The sequence below is a fragment of the Aquaspirillum sp. LM1 genome, assembly GCF_002002905.1.
In the GTDB taxonomy this organism is placed as follows: domain Bacteria; phylum Pseudomonadota; class Gammaproteobacteria; order Burkholderiales; family Aquaspirillaceae; genus Rivihabitans.
In genome coordinates, this window is the sequence record NZ_CP019509.1 from 1435148 (window position 1) to 1448888 (window position 13741).

General features: G+C 62.6%; 10 protein-coding genes. 6 read left to right on the forward strand and 4 right to left on the reverse strand.

The genetic code is table 11. The features are described 5' to 3' along the window. Positions 1 to 6 precede the first annotated feature (6 nt). From BXU06_RS06180 to BXU06_RS06190, 3 genes are all read left to right on the forward strand, one after another. Positions 7 to 855 carry a putative selenate ABC transporter substrate-binding protein gene (locus BXU06_RS06180; RefSeq protein ID WP_150125121.1) on the forward strand — a complete coding sequence of 283 codons (849 nt, stop codon included), beginning with the start codon at positions 7 to 9 and terminating at the stop codon, positions 853 to 855. 319 nt (positions 856 to 1174) lie between these two features. After that, positions 1175 to 1771, forward strand: a complete 597-nt coding sequence (locus tag BXU06_RS06185) for a LysE family translocator (RefSeq protein ID WP_077297832.1) — start codon at positions 1175 to 1177, stop codon at positions 1769 to 1771. 88 nt (positions 1772 to 1859) lie between these two features. Then, positions 1860 to 3284 (forward strand): PLP-dependent aminotransferase family protein, encoded by a 1425-nt coding sequence (locus BXU06_RS06190; protein ID WP_077297834.1) that lies wholly within the window; start codon positions 1860 to 1862, stop codon positions 3282 to 3284. Positions 3285 to 3321: 37 nt separating this feature from the next. On the opposite strand, the gene BXU06_RS06195 is transcribed toward BXU06_RS06190, so the two are convergent. The 4 genes from BXU06_RS06195 to BXU06_RS06210 form a co-directional block, all read right to left on the reverse strand. Then, positions 3322 to 5625 (reverse strand): Tex family protein, encoded by a 2304-nt coding sequence (locus tag BXU06_RS06195; RefSeq protein WP_077297836.1) that lies wholly within the window; start codon positions 5623 to 5625, stop codon positions 3322 to 3324. Positions 5626 to 5877: 252 nt separating this feature from the next. Further along, positions 5878 to 7341: a YdiU family protein gene (locus BXU06_RS06200; protein WP_077297838.1), complete on the reverse strand. Its 1464-nt coding sequence runs from the start codon at positions 7339 to 7341 to the stop codon at positions 5878 to 5880. Positions 7342 to 7490: 149 nt separating this feature from the next. Beyond that, positions 7491 to 7967, reverse strand: coding sequence for a hypothetical protein (locus tag BXU06_RS06205; RefSeq protein WP_077297840.1), 477 nt, complete (start codon positions 7965 to 7967; stop codon positions 7491 to 7493). Between the two features lie 338 nt (positions 7968 to 8305). After that, positions 8306 to 9184, reverse strand: coding sequence for a LysR family transcriptional regulator (locus BXU06_RS06210; RefSeq protein ID WP_077297842.1), 879 nt, complete (start codon positions 9182 to 9184; stop codon positions 8306 to 8308). 390 nt (positions 9185 to 9574) lie between these two features. Here BXU06_RS06210 and BXU06_RS06215 point away from each other — a divergent pair, with 390 nt between their 5' ends. From BXU06_RS06215 to acs, 3 genes are all read left to right on the forward strand, one after another. Then, a complete protein-coding gene (locus BXU06_RS06215; protein ID WP_077297844.1) occupies positions 9575 to 9880 on the forward strand; it encodes a DUF485 domain-containing protein in 306 nt (101 codons plus the stop codon). Next, positions 9881 to 11554, forward strand: a complete 1674-nt coding sequence (locus BXU06_RS06220) for a cation acetate symporter (RefSeq protein WP_077297846.1) — start codon at positions 9881 to 9883, stop codon at positions 11552 to 11554. 75 nt (positions 11555 to 11629) lie between these two features. Continuing rightward, the gene (gene acs / locus BXU06_RS06225; protein WP_077297848.1) at positions 11630 to 13594 is read left to right on the forward strand and encodes an acetate--CoA ligase; all 1965 of its coding nucleotides are present in this window, start codon (positions 11630 to 11632) and stop codon (positions 13592 to 13594) included. Positions 13595 to 13741: the final 147 nt, after the last annotated feature.

A 13741-nucleotide genomic window follows, 5' to 3' on the forward strand; every position in this document is an offset into this window, starting at 1 on the left:
CGGCCCATGAAACCGGCCTGTTTACTGCTGCTGCTGGTGTTGCTGCCCGGCGTGACTCACGCTGCCAGCGTGTTGCGGTTGTCGGCCATTCCCGATGAAGGTCCGAATGAGCAGCAACGTCGCTACGCACCGCTGGTGCGCTACCTGAGCGCCACCCTCAAGCAAAAGGTTCAGTTTGTGCCGATGGCCGACTACAGCAGCGTGGCCGAAGCGCTGGGCCGGGGCAAGCTGGATCTGGCCTGGCTGGGTGGCTTCAGCTATGTGCAGGCCAGCCAGCTGGGGGCCATTCGCCCGATTGCCCAGCGTGAGGAAGACCCACAGCACACCAGTGTGTTCATTGCCCACGCGGACAACGGCGTGGCCCATCTGAAAGACCTGAAAGGCAAGACGTTTGCCTTCGGTGCGCAAACCAGCGCCGCCGGCCATCTGATGCCGCGCCATTTTTTGCAGCGCGACGGCCTGCGCCCGGACACGGATTTTCGCCGGCTGCGTTATTCTGGCTCGCATGAAGTGACCGCACTGTGGGTGGCGTCTGGCAAGGTAGACGCTGGCGTGCTGGGTAGCGCAGGCTGGCAGCGCCTGCTGGATAGCGACAAGATCGACCTGAACGACGTGCGAGTGATCGCCACCACGCCGGCTTATTCCGAATACAACTGGAGCGTACGCCCCGGTCTGGCGTGGCGTGTCCGGCAAAAGCTCAGCCAGGCACTGCTTGCACTGGACCGCCGCCATCCGGAACAGCGTGAAGTGCTGGACGCGCTGCAAACACAAAGGCTGATTGCCGCCCAGCCCGAGCAGTTTCAGGCGCTGGAGCAAGCTGCCCGCAGTGCCGGGATGCTGGATAAAAAACCGTAGCGCCAGACCAGGCTGTTATCTAGGGAAACGCTGAAAAAATCGTCATTCCCGCGAAGGTGGGAATCCAGGGTGTTGATTTTGCTGGGCTTTTCTTTTAGCAAACACGGTTTGTCTGAATCAATCAGCGCGTCCCTAGCGGCAACAGCCTGGCCCTTTTGAGGGGATGTGCTCAGTCAAAAACCCTATCCCGGCCATTGTTGCCGTGCTGTTTTTTTGTCAGCACAGTGCGTGCTGACTGTCACTGTCCACTCCGTCATGCGGGCCCTAGCATGGCTTCATTGCTGCATACACTGCAGCCCATCCTGACGGAGACCCTGCCATGGACACCCTGCTGCTTCCCCTGATCACCTACGCCACCGTGATGTCAATCACCCCTGGCCCGAACAATGTGATGCTGACCGCCTCTGGCGTGGCATTTGGCTACCGGCGCACCCTGCCGCACCTGCTGGGGGTGAGCATTGGCCATTCAGTGCAGATTGGCCTGGTGTGTCTGGGCCTGGGCAGTGTGTTCATTCAGTGGCCGTGGCTGCACAGCGCACTGGCCTGGGCAGGCTGTGGCTATCTGCTGTGGATGGCCTGGCAGATGCTGCGCGCCGGGGCGGTGGCGGATGCGCCGATGGCGCGGCCACAAAGCTTCTGGCAGGCAGCCGCGTTTCAGTGGATCAACCCGAAAGCCTGGGTGATGGCCACCTCCACCGCCAGCCTGTTTCTGCCACCGGAATGGCCGCTGCTGCTGGCGGCTGGCTGGGTCACGCTGGTGGTGGTGCTGGTCAATTACCCGTGTGTGTCGGTGTGGGCGCTGTTTGGCTCGCTGCTGCGCTCACTGCTGAATCAGCCACAGCGTCGCCAGCGCTTTAACCAACTGATGGCGGCATTGCTGGCGGGCACGGCATTTCTGCTGCTGATGGGACGCTAAGCGCAGGATAAACCCGGCGCAAATTGCCACGCCGGGCCGCTTCACCCGCCATAATGCGTCCGTTCCTGTCCTCTTCGGAGAAAGCCCGATGTTTACCCTCGACCCCCAGCAGCCCGCCACCGACCAGATTGTCAGCCAGATGCTTGCCGCCATCGACAGTGGCCGGCTGGGTGACGGCGCGCGCCTGCCGTCGGTGCGCCAGCTGGCCGCCCAGCTGGAAGTGAGCGTGTTTACCGTGGTGAATGCCTACGACCGCTTGCTGGCACGTGGCTGTATCCGCTCGCGGGTGGGGGCGGGCTATTTTGTCTGTCGCCGGCCTGGCATGGGGGCGCCGGCGCTGGTGGCGGCAGAAACCCCCACCTTGCCCAACACGCCGCTGGGGCTGGTGCAGGGCGTACTGGGCGGCAATCCGTTCAGTGTGCCGGCAGGCTCGGGCTTTCTGCCTGAGGCCTGGCTGGAAGACACCCTGGCCCCGGCTGTGATTACCCGCGCGCTGCGCCGTCACCGCTTTGCCACCCAGCCCGCCCCGGCACAGGGCCACCCGGCAGTGCGTGAACAGATTGCCCTGCGCCTGGCTCAGCAGCAGGTGCAACTGCCCGCCGCCCAGCTGCTGACCACCCAGGGTGCCACCCAGGCGTTTGACCTGGTGCTGCGCGCCAGTGTGCGCCCCGGTGACTGCGTGCTGGTGGAAGATCCGGGCTATTTCATGATTCACGCCCAACTGCGGGCAATGGGGGCCAAGGTGCTGGCAGTGCCGCGCCGGGCCGATGGGCCGGATCTGGACGTGCTGGATGCCCTGGCCAGGGAACACCGTCCCCGCCTGCTGTTTACCCAGACCCTGCTGCACAACCCCACCGGGGGCTGCACCTCGCCCCAGGTGGCGCACCGGCTGCTGTTGCTGGCGGAGCGGCATGATTTCTGGGTGCTGGAAGATGATGTATACGGCGAGCTGGCCAGCCAGCCGGGCATGCGTCTGGTGCAGATTGATGGCCTGCAGCGGGTGCTGTATGTCGGCAGTTTTTCCAAGACGCTCAACCCTGGCCTGCGCCTGGGCTATATTGCCGCGCCCAGCGACTGGCTGCCACGCCTGCTGGAACACAAGGTGATGAGCACGCTGTCGGGCTCGGCGCTGAATGAGGCAGTGATTACCGATATTCTGGAAAGTGGTCGCTACCGGCGGCACACCGAGCAACTGCGTGAACGCCTGGCCCGCGCCCGTCGCGCCAGCGTGCCGGCCTTGCAGGCCTGCGGCATCCAGCTGGAGCACGCCGACGGCGAGGGGATTTTTTTATGGGCGCGTCTGCCCGATGGGCTGGATGCCGATCAGCTCACCCGTGCGGCGGCACAGGTGGGCATTCTGCTGGCACCGGGCACGCTGTTTTCACCCAGCGGCCAGGGCCAGTCGTTTTTGCGCATCCATGCCGCGTATGGCAGCGATCCGGCGCTGCTGGCGTTTCTGCGCGAACAGGCTGCCGCCAGTCAAACGTCAGGCCCGCGTTTGCGCCTGGCGTAAGCCCACCTGCCACTGCGCCCCGGTTATCCGCCGAGTGTTAACGCCGCAGCTTGGCCAGTGCGGCGGCCATGGCGTTATTGCTGGGCGGCGCTTCGCGGGCTGGCTTGCCGCCGCCTTTGCGCGGCGTGCTGTCGTCGCGCGGGCCGCGCGCCGTGCTGGCACCCGGTTCGTCGTCCAGACGCATGCTCAGGCCAACCCGCTTGCGCTTGACGTCCACTTCCATCACTTTCACCTTGACCACATCGCCGGCCTTGACCACCTTGCGCGGGTCATCGACAAACTGCTTGCTCAAGGCCGAGATGTGCACCAGGCCGTCCTGATGCACGCCGATGTCGATAAAGGCACCAAAGTTGGCCACATTGGTGACCACGCCTTCCAGAATCATGCCGGGGCGCAGGTCGGCCAGGTCTTCCACGCCGTCGGCAAAGGTGGCGGTCTTGAATTCCGGGCGCGGGTCGCGGCCCGGTTTTTCCAGCTCGCGCAGGATGTCCATCACCGTGGGCAGGCCAAAACGCTCGTCGGTGTAGTCGCTGGGCTTGAGCGTTTTCAGCGCGCTGACATCGCCAATCAGCGCGGTCACCGGCTTGTTGCAGCGGGCCACAATGCGCTCGACCAGCGGGTAGGCTTCCGGATGCACCGCTGAGCGGTCCAGCGGGTTGTCGCCGTTCATGATGCGCAAGAAACCCGCCGCCTGCTCGAAGGTTTTGTCGCCCAGTCGCGGCACTTTCAGCAGCGCCTTGCGCTGGCGGAACGCACCATGGCTGTCGCGGTAGCTGACAATATTGCCGGCGATGGTGCTGTTCAGCCCGGACACCCGCGCCAGCAGCGCCGCCGAGGCGGTGTTGACGTCCACGCCCACCGCGTTCACGCAGTCTTCCACCACCGCATCCAGCGAGCGCGCCAGCTGGCTTTGGTTCACATCGTGCTGATACTGGCCCACGCCAATCGATTTCGGGTCGATTTTCACCAGCTCGGCCAGCGGGTCTTGCAGGCGGCGGGCAATCGACACCGCGCCGCGCAGCGATACATCCAGCTCGGGAAACTCGCGTGCGGCCAGTTCCGAAGCGGAATACACCGAGGCACCGGCTTCGGACACCACCAGCTTGGTCAGCTTCAGCTCGGGGTGCAGGCGCATCAGGTCGGCGGCCAGCTTGTCGGTTTCCCGGCTGGCGGTGCCGTTGCCAATGGCGATCAGCTCCACCCGATGACGGGCGCACAGCGCAGCCAGAATCGCCAGGGATTTGTCCCATTCATTGCGCGGCACATGCGGATAAATCACCCCGGTGTCCACCAGCTTGCCGGTGGCGTCGGTCACCGCCACCTTCACCCCGGTGCGCAGGCCGGGGTCCAGCCCCAGCGTGGCGCGCGGGCCGGCGGGCGCAGCCAGCAAGAGGTCGTGCAGATTGCGGGCAAACACCTGAATCGCCTCGGTTTCTGCGGCTTCGCGCAGGCGCTGGGTGAGTTCCAGCTCCAGCGACAGCACCATCTTGGCCCGCCAGGCCAGGCGCACACTGTCCAGCAGCCATTTATCTGCCGGGCGGCTCTGGTCGGCAATCTGGAATACGTCGGCGATCATCTGTTCGTAGTCGCTGCGCTGGGTGGTCGGCGTATCTGCCGGCTGCCAGGCCAGCTGCACATTCAGCACGCCTTCGTTGCGCCCACGCAGCAGCGCCAGCGCCCGGTGCGACGGAATCGCCCGGATCGGCTCGGCGTAGGCAAAATAATCGGCAAACTTGGCCCCGGCTTCGGCCTTGCCTTCCACCAGGGTGGCGCGCATTTCGCCCTCTCGCCAGAGTTTTTCCCGCAATTCACCCAGCAGGCCAGCGTGCTCGCCCATGCGCTCGATCAGGATGGCGCGCGCGCCGTCCAGCGCCGCCTTGGCGTCGGCCACGCCAGCGTCGGCGTTGATATAGGCCAGCGCGGCCTGTTGCGGGTCTTGCGTCGGGTCGGCCAGCAGGCTGTCGGCCAGCGGCTCCAGCCCGGCTTCGCGGGCCATCTGCGCCTTGGTACGCCGCTTGGGCTTGTAGGGCAGGTAGAGGTCTTCCAGCGTGGTCTTGTCCTGGGCGGCGTACAGCGCGCTTTCGAGTTCGGCAGACAGTTTGCCTTGCTCGCGGATACTGCCCAGGATGGTGTCGCGGCGGGCGTCGAGTTCGCGCAGGTAGCGCAGGCGTTCGTCCAGCTGGCGCAGCTGGGTGTCGTCCAGGCCGCCGGTGGCCTCCTTGCGGTAACGGGCAACGAAAGGCACGGTGGCACCTTCATCCAGCAGCTGGATGGTGGCGGCCACCTGGGATTCACGAACCGCCAGTTCGGCGGCCAGACGGGAAGCAATCGAGGGCAACATCGGCATCAACAGGTTGGGCAAAAGCGTGACTTTAACGCATTCTGCCGGGCAGGCGTAGCCCTGTGCTTACCTGGGCCGGCGCGAAGTTGACATCCTTCCTCATTTGTAAGGTGAAGGATCCTACGGTGCTCAGGCGCGGCATTGAGGCTACCCCTGAGTCACTTCGTGACGGCATGACTGCAACCATTCACTTGACCGGCTCACCGGGCGGGCGTGCCCTCAACACATTGATTGCGCCGGGTCAGCACCTTCCTAACTCGAACAACTCACGCTCAGGGTGTGTGCCCAGTCTGGCGGCAGGCCGGCGTAGTCGGCATATTCTGGCCGTTCGGTAAACGGATCGCTCAGGCAGGCACGCAGGCGGTTGATTTCCTGATAATTGCCCGCCTGCGCGGCCTGAATGGCCAGTTCGGCCAGGTGATTGCGCAGCACATAACAGGGGTTGATCTGGCGCATGGCGGCACTGCGCTGGGCGTCGGGCTGGCCATCCTGTTGCAACCGGACGGCGTAGCGCTGCCGCCAGGTGTCAAAGCTGGCCCGGTCGAGAAACAGGTCGCGGCAGTGTTCCGGATCGTCGCCGTGGGCGGTGACGGCGCACAGCCGGCGCCAGGTCAGCGTGTGGTCGGCCCCCTGGGCGGCCATCAGGTCGAGCAGGTCGGTGAGCAGGGTCCAGTCGTCGTCCTGCCAGTGCTGCAAGCCCAGCTTGGCCTGCATGCGGCTGGCCAGGGCCGCTTCCAGCGTGGGCTGAAAGGTTTCCAGCGCCTGCAACAGGCGTTCTTCGCGAATCAGCGGCCACAGCGCGGCAGCCAGCCGTTGCAGGTTCCAGTACACGATGTGTGGCTGACGGCGGAAGGCGTAGCGGCCCTGGTGGTCGGAGTGGTTGCAGATATGCTCCGGGTCAAAGCCATCCAGAAAGCCAAACGGGCCGTAATCCAGGGTCAGGCCCAGAATCGACATATTGTCGGTATTCAGCACGCCATGGCAGAACCCTACCGCCTGCCAGTCGGCCACCAGCCGGGCGCTGGCGGCAATCACCTGCTCAAACCAGGCGGCGTAGGGCTGTTCGGCCTGCTGACACTCGGGAAAATGCGCGGCAATCACATGGTCGGCCAGCTGGCGCAGTGCATCGGGCCGGTTGCCGTGGCAAAAATGCTCAAACATGCCAAAGCGGACAAAGCTGGGGGCCACCCGGCAGACCACGGCAGCGGTTTCCAGGCTTTCACGTCGCACCAGGGTGGACGACGCCACCAGTGTCAGCGCCCGGCTGGTGGGAATGCCTAGGCCAGCCATGGCTTCCGAACAGAGAAATTCCCGGATCGACGAACGCAATACTGCACGGCCATCGCCCATGCGTGAAAACGGCGTCGAGCCCGCGCCTTTGAGCTGGATTTCATGGCGCTGGCCATCCTGGCCGTCGCGTTCACCCAGCAGCAGGGCGCGGCCATCGCCCAATTGTCCGGCCCAGACGCCAAACTGGTGGCCGGAGTAGGCGGTGGCCAGCGGCGGCAATCTGGCGGGCGGGCGGCTGCCGGCCAGTACGGCCAGGGTGTCGTCGTCAAAGTCGTGGGCAGGGTCTAGCCCAAGCAGGCGGGCGCAATCTGGGCTGATGGCGGCCCAGTGCGGTTCGTTCAAGGCTTGTGGGGCCACCACCCGGTAAAAGATCGGGGGCAATGCGGCGTAGCGGGGGCTGTGCAGCCCGGTTTCGATGGCAGACATGGCAAGTGCGTCGTGGGGGGAGACACCCCACTATAGCAAGCTTGCCAGGCTGACCATAGACACATGGCAGACAGGGTTTTATCCAGCGGGCCGAGCGGCGGCGCGGCACCGGTGGCAGGATGGAGCCGGTGGACGGCAAGCCCTATGGCTCAGTGGTGGCGCGCGCCCAGATGCTGGCGGGCGTGCTTGACGGCACGCAGTGAGGCAGCGGACAGATTGGTGCAGGCAAACTGGTTGACCTGGCGGGTGGCTTTGGACATGGATTCGTAGGCACAGCCGCCAACCGCCACGGCGGATTCCAGCGCATCGCGGCTGGGGCGGGTCATCGGGGCCTGGTTGAGTTGCTTGACCAGATCGCGGTTCAGGCTGGACACCAGCCGCTCTGACAGCATCATCAGGTCGTTGCCGGCCTGCACCTGGGCAATCAACAGCGACTGGGTGGCCTGCAGCGGGCCATCCAGCGGGCCGTCGTTGGCCGGGTTGGGCGTCGGGGGCGTTTGCAGCGGGCGACAGGCTTCCACCCATTGTCGGTAGACATCAAGCTGGGCATCGACCAGACGGCGCTGATTCTGGGCCAGAACATCGGCCAGCGCGGTCATTGCATGGGTCAAGTGGGTGAATAGCATGGCGACCCTCCATCCGGGTAGTGGCTGCGCAAACAGCCGGTAAGAAAACGGTGTTTCAGTGGCCGGGCACCGTGATCCGGATGCGCGGGATGTGCCAGCACGACCGGCCTGGGGCAGGTCAAGAACCACACAGGCGCTGACTGAGTGGAGTTTACCCCGTTTTGCGTCAGGATCAATAAACCATAAGCATAAAGCCTGGGTATTTTTACGTAGTCATGACCGACAGGCTTGTCAGCACAGGATTTTGTGCCGATTTGGCACATGGGCCGGGGCCACAGACAAGCGTTGTATGCGCGCGACACCTGTCCGCCCCGGACCCATTCAGCCGTGGTGGTGGCTCAGTGGTGCCACATGGCGTCGAGTTCGGTCAGCAAGGCTTCGATGATCGGGTCGCCAGCGCGGTCGGCACTGTAGATGAAATGCAGCTCGGTGGTTTTGCTGTAATCGCCCACCAGCACCACGTCACCGGCTTGCTGCATCACCAGCGCTTCATCCTCACGCATGATGGCCAGCCCCACCCCCGCCCGCACCAGGCTGGTGATGCAGGGGATGTGATCGACTTCGGCCACTTTTTTCGGGGAAATGTTCATTTCCCGCCACAGCTCGCTGGTCAGTTTGTGCAGGCTGGACAGCGGCGAAATGCCAATCCACGGCAATTTGCCCAGCTCCTTGTTGCTCATGCCGCTCAGTCGCTCGCGCCAGGCGGGTGGGGCCACCACGCGAAAGCGCATGTCGGTGAGATATACGGTATTGACATTCACATAGGGGTTTTTGCCAATGTAAAACCCGGCGTCGAGTTCTTTTTTGCGCACCCGGTTGAGCACGCTACCGGTGACGCCATGCTGCAGCTGGATGTCCAGCAGTGGGTATTTTTCAATCAGCGCGGCCACCCACGGGCCGATGTTGATCATTTCTGGTGTGGTGATGGCACCAATGATGGCGCGTCCGGCCAACTGGCCTTTCAGGCTGCGCGAACGGTAGAGCAGTTCGCGGCTGGCTTCCAGAATGGCCTGGGCCTGGGGCAGCAGTTCCTGGCCAATGCGTGACAGGTTCACCCCGCCGGCGGTGCGTTCAAACAGCGGCATGCCGACTTCTTCTTCCAGCGCCTTGATCTGCGCGGTGACGGCGGGCTGGCTCAGGTGCAGCAGCTCCGCCGCCTGGGTCAGGTGGCCTTGTTGCGCCACCGTGACAAAGGTGCGCAATTGATAAATTTCCATGACGATCTCTCTCCCCAGCAGGCAGTGATGTAGTGGGTTGTCTGTGCCGGTCAGCCGGGGTGGGCAAGGCCCGAATCGTCAGCCAGCGCACCCGGATCGCCCTGCCTGGACAGCCTCCGGATGCTGTATTCCCCTGATGCGTCGCCGTGATGGTCGCGCGCAGAGTTGTCGTTTTACCCGCAATTTTACGCCAATTTTGCCTGGCTTTGCTGACTCATCTTGGCGTCATTTTGTGAGTGTAAACCACTGATGTAAAACATATATTGCTACGCAGCATTCAAATGGCTGATTTTTTTCATCAGAAATTGCGATTAGCACGTTTACGCTAACGTTAAGTAGATTCGTCGCAAGCAAGCCTTTCCGGGGTTTGTGTCACAAAGGAGGAAACACATGAACGAAGACGTTCTGAAACGGGTGCAGCAGAACCCGAAGTTCGCCGAACTCGTCCACAAGAAGACGACATTCGGATGGACCCTGTCGATCGTGATGCTGGTGATCTACTACGGGTTCATCCTGATTCTGGCATTTGCACCGAAGTCGCTGGGTGCAACGATCGGTGGCGGCGTTACCACCCTTGGCATGCCGGTGGGCGTGCTGATCATTCTCTCGGCGTTTGTGCTGACGGGCATTTACGTGCGCCGCGCCAACACCGAGTTTGACCAACTCAACCAAGAAATCGTTGAGGAGTCCAAATAAATGAATCGTTGGCTCAAATACGCAGGTTACGCAGCACTGGCGCTGGCGCCAGTGGCTGCATTCGCGGCCGGTGACGCGCTGCAGGGCGAAGTGAAAAAAGCCCCGCTGAACGTCGCGGCCATCGTGATGTTCTTCGCCTTTGTGGCATTTACCCTGGGGATCACCTACTGGGCAGCACGTCGCACCCGGTCGGCCTCTGACTTCTACACCGCCGGTGGTGGTATCACCGGTTTCCAGAACGGCCTGGCCATTGCCGGCGACTACATGTCGGCAGCCTCGTTTCTGGGTATTTCCGCCATGGTGTTCGAAAAAGGCTACGACGGCCTGATCTACTCCATCGGCTTCCTGGTCGGCTGGCCGGTGATCCTGTTCCTGGTGGCAGAGCGTCTGCGTAACCTGGGCAAGTTTACTTTCGCCGACGTGGCCTCCTATCGTCTGAATCAAACCCAGGTTCGCATCCTGGCGGCGACCGGCACCCTGGTGGTGGTGGCGCTGTACCTGATTGCCCAGATGGTGGGCGCAGGCAAGCTGATTCAGCTGCTGTTCGGCATGGACTACGCCACCGCTGTGGTGCTGGTGGGCGTGCTGATGGTGCTGTACGTGATGTTCGGCGGCATGCTGGCCACCACCTGGGTGCAGATCATCAAAGCGGTGATCCTGCTGTCCGGTGCCTCGTTCATGGCCTTCATGGTGCTGGCTTCGGTGGGTTTCAGCCCGGAAGCCATGTTCTCCAAGGCCATTGAAGTACACGACAAGCACGCTGCCATCATGGAGCCGGGCCAACTGGTGTCCAACCCGATCGACGCCGTGTCGCTGGGTCTGGCGCTGATGTTTGGTACCGCTGGTCTGCCGCACATCCTGATGCGCTTCTTTACCGTGTCCAACGCCAAGGAAGCCCGCAAGTCGGTGTTCTTTGCCACCGGTTTCATCGGCTACTTCTACATCCTGACCTTCATCATCGGTTTTGGCGCCATCTTCCTGGTGGGCACCAACCCGGAATTCAAGGATGCAGCCGGCAAGCTGATCGGTGGTAACAACATGGCTGCCGTGCATCTGGCCAAGGCCGTGGGTGGCAACCTGTTCCTGGGCTTCATCTCGGCTGTGGCGTTTGCCACCATCCTGGCCGTGGTGGCGGGTCTGGCCCTGTCCGGTGCTTCGGCTGTGTCGCATGACCTGTACGCCTCGGTGATCAAGAAGGGCAAGGCTGACGAAGCTGCTGAAATGCGCGTGTCCAAGATCACCACCCTGGTGCTGGGCGTGATTGCCATCGTCCTGGGCATCATCTTTGAAAAGCAGAACATCGCCTTCATGGTGGGCCTGGCCTTCTCCATCGCCGCTTCGGCCAACTTCCCGGTGCTGTTCCTGTCGATGTTCTGGAAGGGTCTGACCACCCGTGGCGCAGTGATTGGTGGGTTTGCCGGCCTGTTCTCCGCCGTGCTGCTGATTGTTCTTGGCCCGGCAGTGTGGGTTGATGTGCTGAAGAACGCCAAGGGTACCGAGCTGTTCCCGTACAAAAACCCGGCGCTGTTCTCGATGACCCTGGCTTTCGTGACCACCTGGCTGGTGTCCGTGATGGACAACTCCAAGCAGGCTCAGGAAGAACGCAAGCTGTTTGACGCCCAGTTCGTTCGTGCCATGACCGGTATCGGTTCGGCAGGCGCCTCCAAGCATTAATTTGATCTGAAAGACAAGCTGGTCATGCCGTGGGTGTGGCCAGCCACCCCCCCTGCACTACAAAGGAGCTACTGAATGTCCACCATCGAATCCGTCCTGAAAGAAACGCGCAGCTTTCCGCCGTCCGACGCTTTCCGTCAGAAGGCCACCATCTCGGGCATGGAAGCCTATAACGCACTGTGCGATCAGGCCAATCAGGATTACCCCGGCTACTGGGGCGGCCTGGCCCGTGACCTGCTGACCTGGCACAAGCCGTTCACTCAGGTATTTGATGACAGCAATGCGCCGTTTTTCAAATGGTTTGCCGATGGTGAGCTGAACGTCTCCTACAACTGTATCGACCGTCATCTGGCGCAAAACGCCGACAAAGTCGCGCTGATTTTTGAAGCCGATGGGGGTGAAGTCAACAACGTCACTTACGCAGATCTGCATCGTCAGGTGTGCCTGTTCGCCAACGGCCTCAAAAGCCTGGGCGTGACCAAGGGTGATCGCGTCATTATTTATATGCCGATGGTGGTGGAAGCCATTGTCGCCATGCAAGCCTGCGCCCGTATCGGTGCCATCCACTCGGTGGTGTTTGGCGGCTTCTCCGCTGGCGCAGTGAAAGACCGTATCGAAGACGCCGGTGCCAAGCTGGTGGTGACCGCCAACGAAGGCATGCGCGGCGGCAAGACCGTTCCGCTCAAGGCCACCGTTGACGAAGCACTGACCATGGACGGCACCAGCTCGGTGCAAAACGTGATTGTGTACCAACGTACCCCGACCGACGTGGCCTGGACTGCTGGCCGCGACGTCTGGCTGCACGACCTGGTCAAAGACCAGTCGGAAACCTGCGAACCGGAATGGATGAACGCGGAAGACCCGCTGTTCATTCTGTACACCTCCGGCTCCACCGGCAAACCCAAGGGCATCCAGCACAGCACCGCTGGCTACCTGCTGGGCGCGATGAATTCCTTCCGCACCGTGTTTGACTTCAAGCAGGACGACGTCTACTGGTGCACAGCCGATGTGGGCTGGATCACCGGTCACTCCTACATCTGCTACGGCCCGCTGGCCAATGGTGCCACCCAGATCGTGTTTGAAGGCGTGCCGACCTACCCGAACGCCTCGCGTTTCTGGCGCATGATTCAGGACCACAAGGTCTCGATTTTCTACACCGCCCCGACCGCCATCCGCTCGCTGATCAAGCTGGGTGCCGATCTGCCGAACCAGTTTGACCTGACCAGCCTGCGCCTGTTGGGCACGGTGGGTGAGCCGATCAATCCGGAAGCCTGGATGTGGTACTACGAAGTGGTGGGCGGCAGCCGCTGCCCGATCGTGGACACCTGGTGGCAAACCGAAACCGGCTCGGCGATGATTGCCCCGCTGCCGGGTGCCGTGCCGACCAAGCCGGGTTCTTGCACCCTGCCGCTGCCGGGCATCATCGCGGATATCGTTGACGAATCCGGCGCTCAGGTTGAGCCGGGCCGTGGCGGTTTCCTGGTGATCAAGAAGCCGTTCCCGTCGCTGGTGCGCACCATCTGGGGTGACCCGGACCGTTTCAAGAAAACCTACTTCCCGGACGAATTCAACGGCCAGTACTACCTGGCAGGCGACTCGGCCAACCGTGACGAAAACGGCTACTTCTGGATCATGGGCCGTATCGACGACGTGCTGAACGTGTCGGGTCACCGTCTGGGCACCATGGAAATCGAATCCGCCCTGGTGGCCAACCCGCTGGTGGCTGAAGCCGCCGTGGTGGGCAAGCCGCACGATGTGAAGGGTGAAGCCGTGGTGGCCTTTGTGGTGCTGAAGGGTGCCCGTCCGGAAGGCGAAGAAGCCAAGAAGATTGCAGCTGAACTGAAGGCCTGGGTGGCCCATGAAATTGGCAAGATTGCCCAGCCGGATGACATCCGCTTTGGTGAAAACCTGCCGAAGACCCGCTCGGGCAAGATCATGCGCCGCCTGCTGCGCTCGATTGCCAAGGGCGAGGAAATCACCCAGGACGTGTCCACGCTGGAAAACCCGCAAATCCTGACCCAGCTCAGCGCACCGCTGTAATACGCGCCTCGGCGCAGTCCGGCTGATGCCTGCCCGGCCAGCCGGACCCCAGTTTTCCCTGCGATTGCCGCACCTTATCCCGTGTTTCGGGATAATGGTGCGGTTTTTTTTGTCTGGAAATTAGGCGGGCAGCAGACTTCACGCATA

Excerpts from the sequence above, each read along its gene's own strand:
- BXU06_RS06195 (WP_077297836.1), bottom strand. The coding sequence starts at position 5,625 with ATGTTGCCCTCGATTGCTTCCCGTCTGGCCGCCGAACTGGCGGTTCGT.
- BXU06_RS06220 (WP_077297846.1), top strand. The coding sequence starts at position 9,881 with ATGAATCGTTGGCTCAAATACGCAGGTTACGCAGCACTGGCGCTGGCG.
- BXU06_RS06205 (WP_077297840.1), bottom strand. The coding sequence starts at position 7,967 with ATGCTATTCACCCACTTGACCCATGCAATGACCGCGCTGGCCGATGTT.
- BXU06_RS06185 (WP_077297832.1), top strand. The coding sequence starts at position 1,175 with ATGGACACCCTGCTGCTTCCCCTGATCACCTACGCCACCGTGATGTCA.
- acs (WP_077297848.1), top strand. The coding sequence starts at position 11,630 with ATGTCCACCATCGAATCCGTCCTGAAAGAAACGCGCAGCTTTCCGCCG.
- BXU06_RS06210 (WP_077297842.1), bottom strand. The coding sequence starts at position 9,184 with ATGGAAATTTATCAATTGCGCACCTTTGTCACGGTGGCGCAACAAGGC.
- BXU06_RS06180 (WP_150125121.1), top strand. The coding sequence starts at position 7 with ATGAAACCGGCCTGTTTACTGCTGCTGCTGGTGTTGCTGCCCGGCGTG.
- BXU06_RS06200 (WP_077297838.1), bottom strand. The coding sequence starts at position 7,341 with ATGTCTGCCATCGAAACCGGGCTGCACAGCCCCCGCTACGCCGCATTG.
- BXU06_RS06215 (WP_077297844.1), top strand. The coding sequence starts at position 9,575 with ATGAACGAAGACGTTCTGAAACGGGTGCAGCAGAACCCGAAGTTCGCC.
- BXU06_RS06190 (WP_077297834.1), top strand. The coding sequence starts at position 1,860 with ATGTTTACCCTCGACCCCCAGCAGCCCGCCACCGACCAGATTGTCAGC.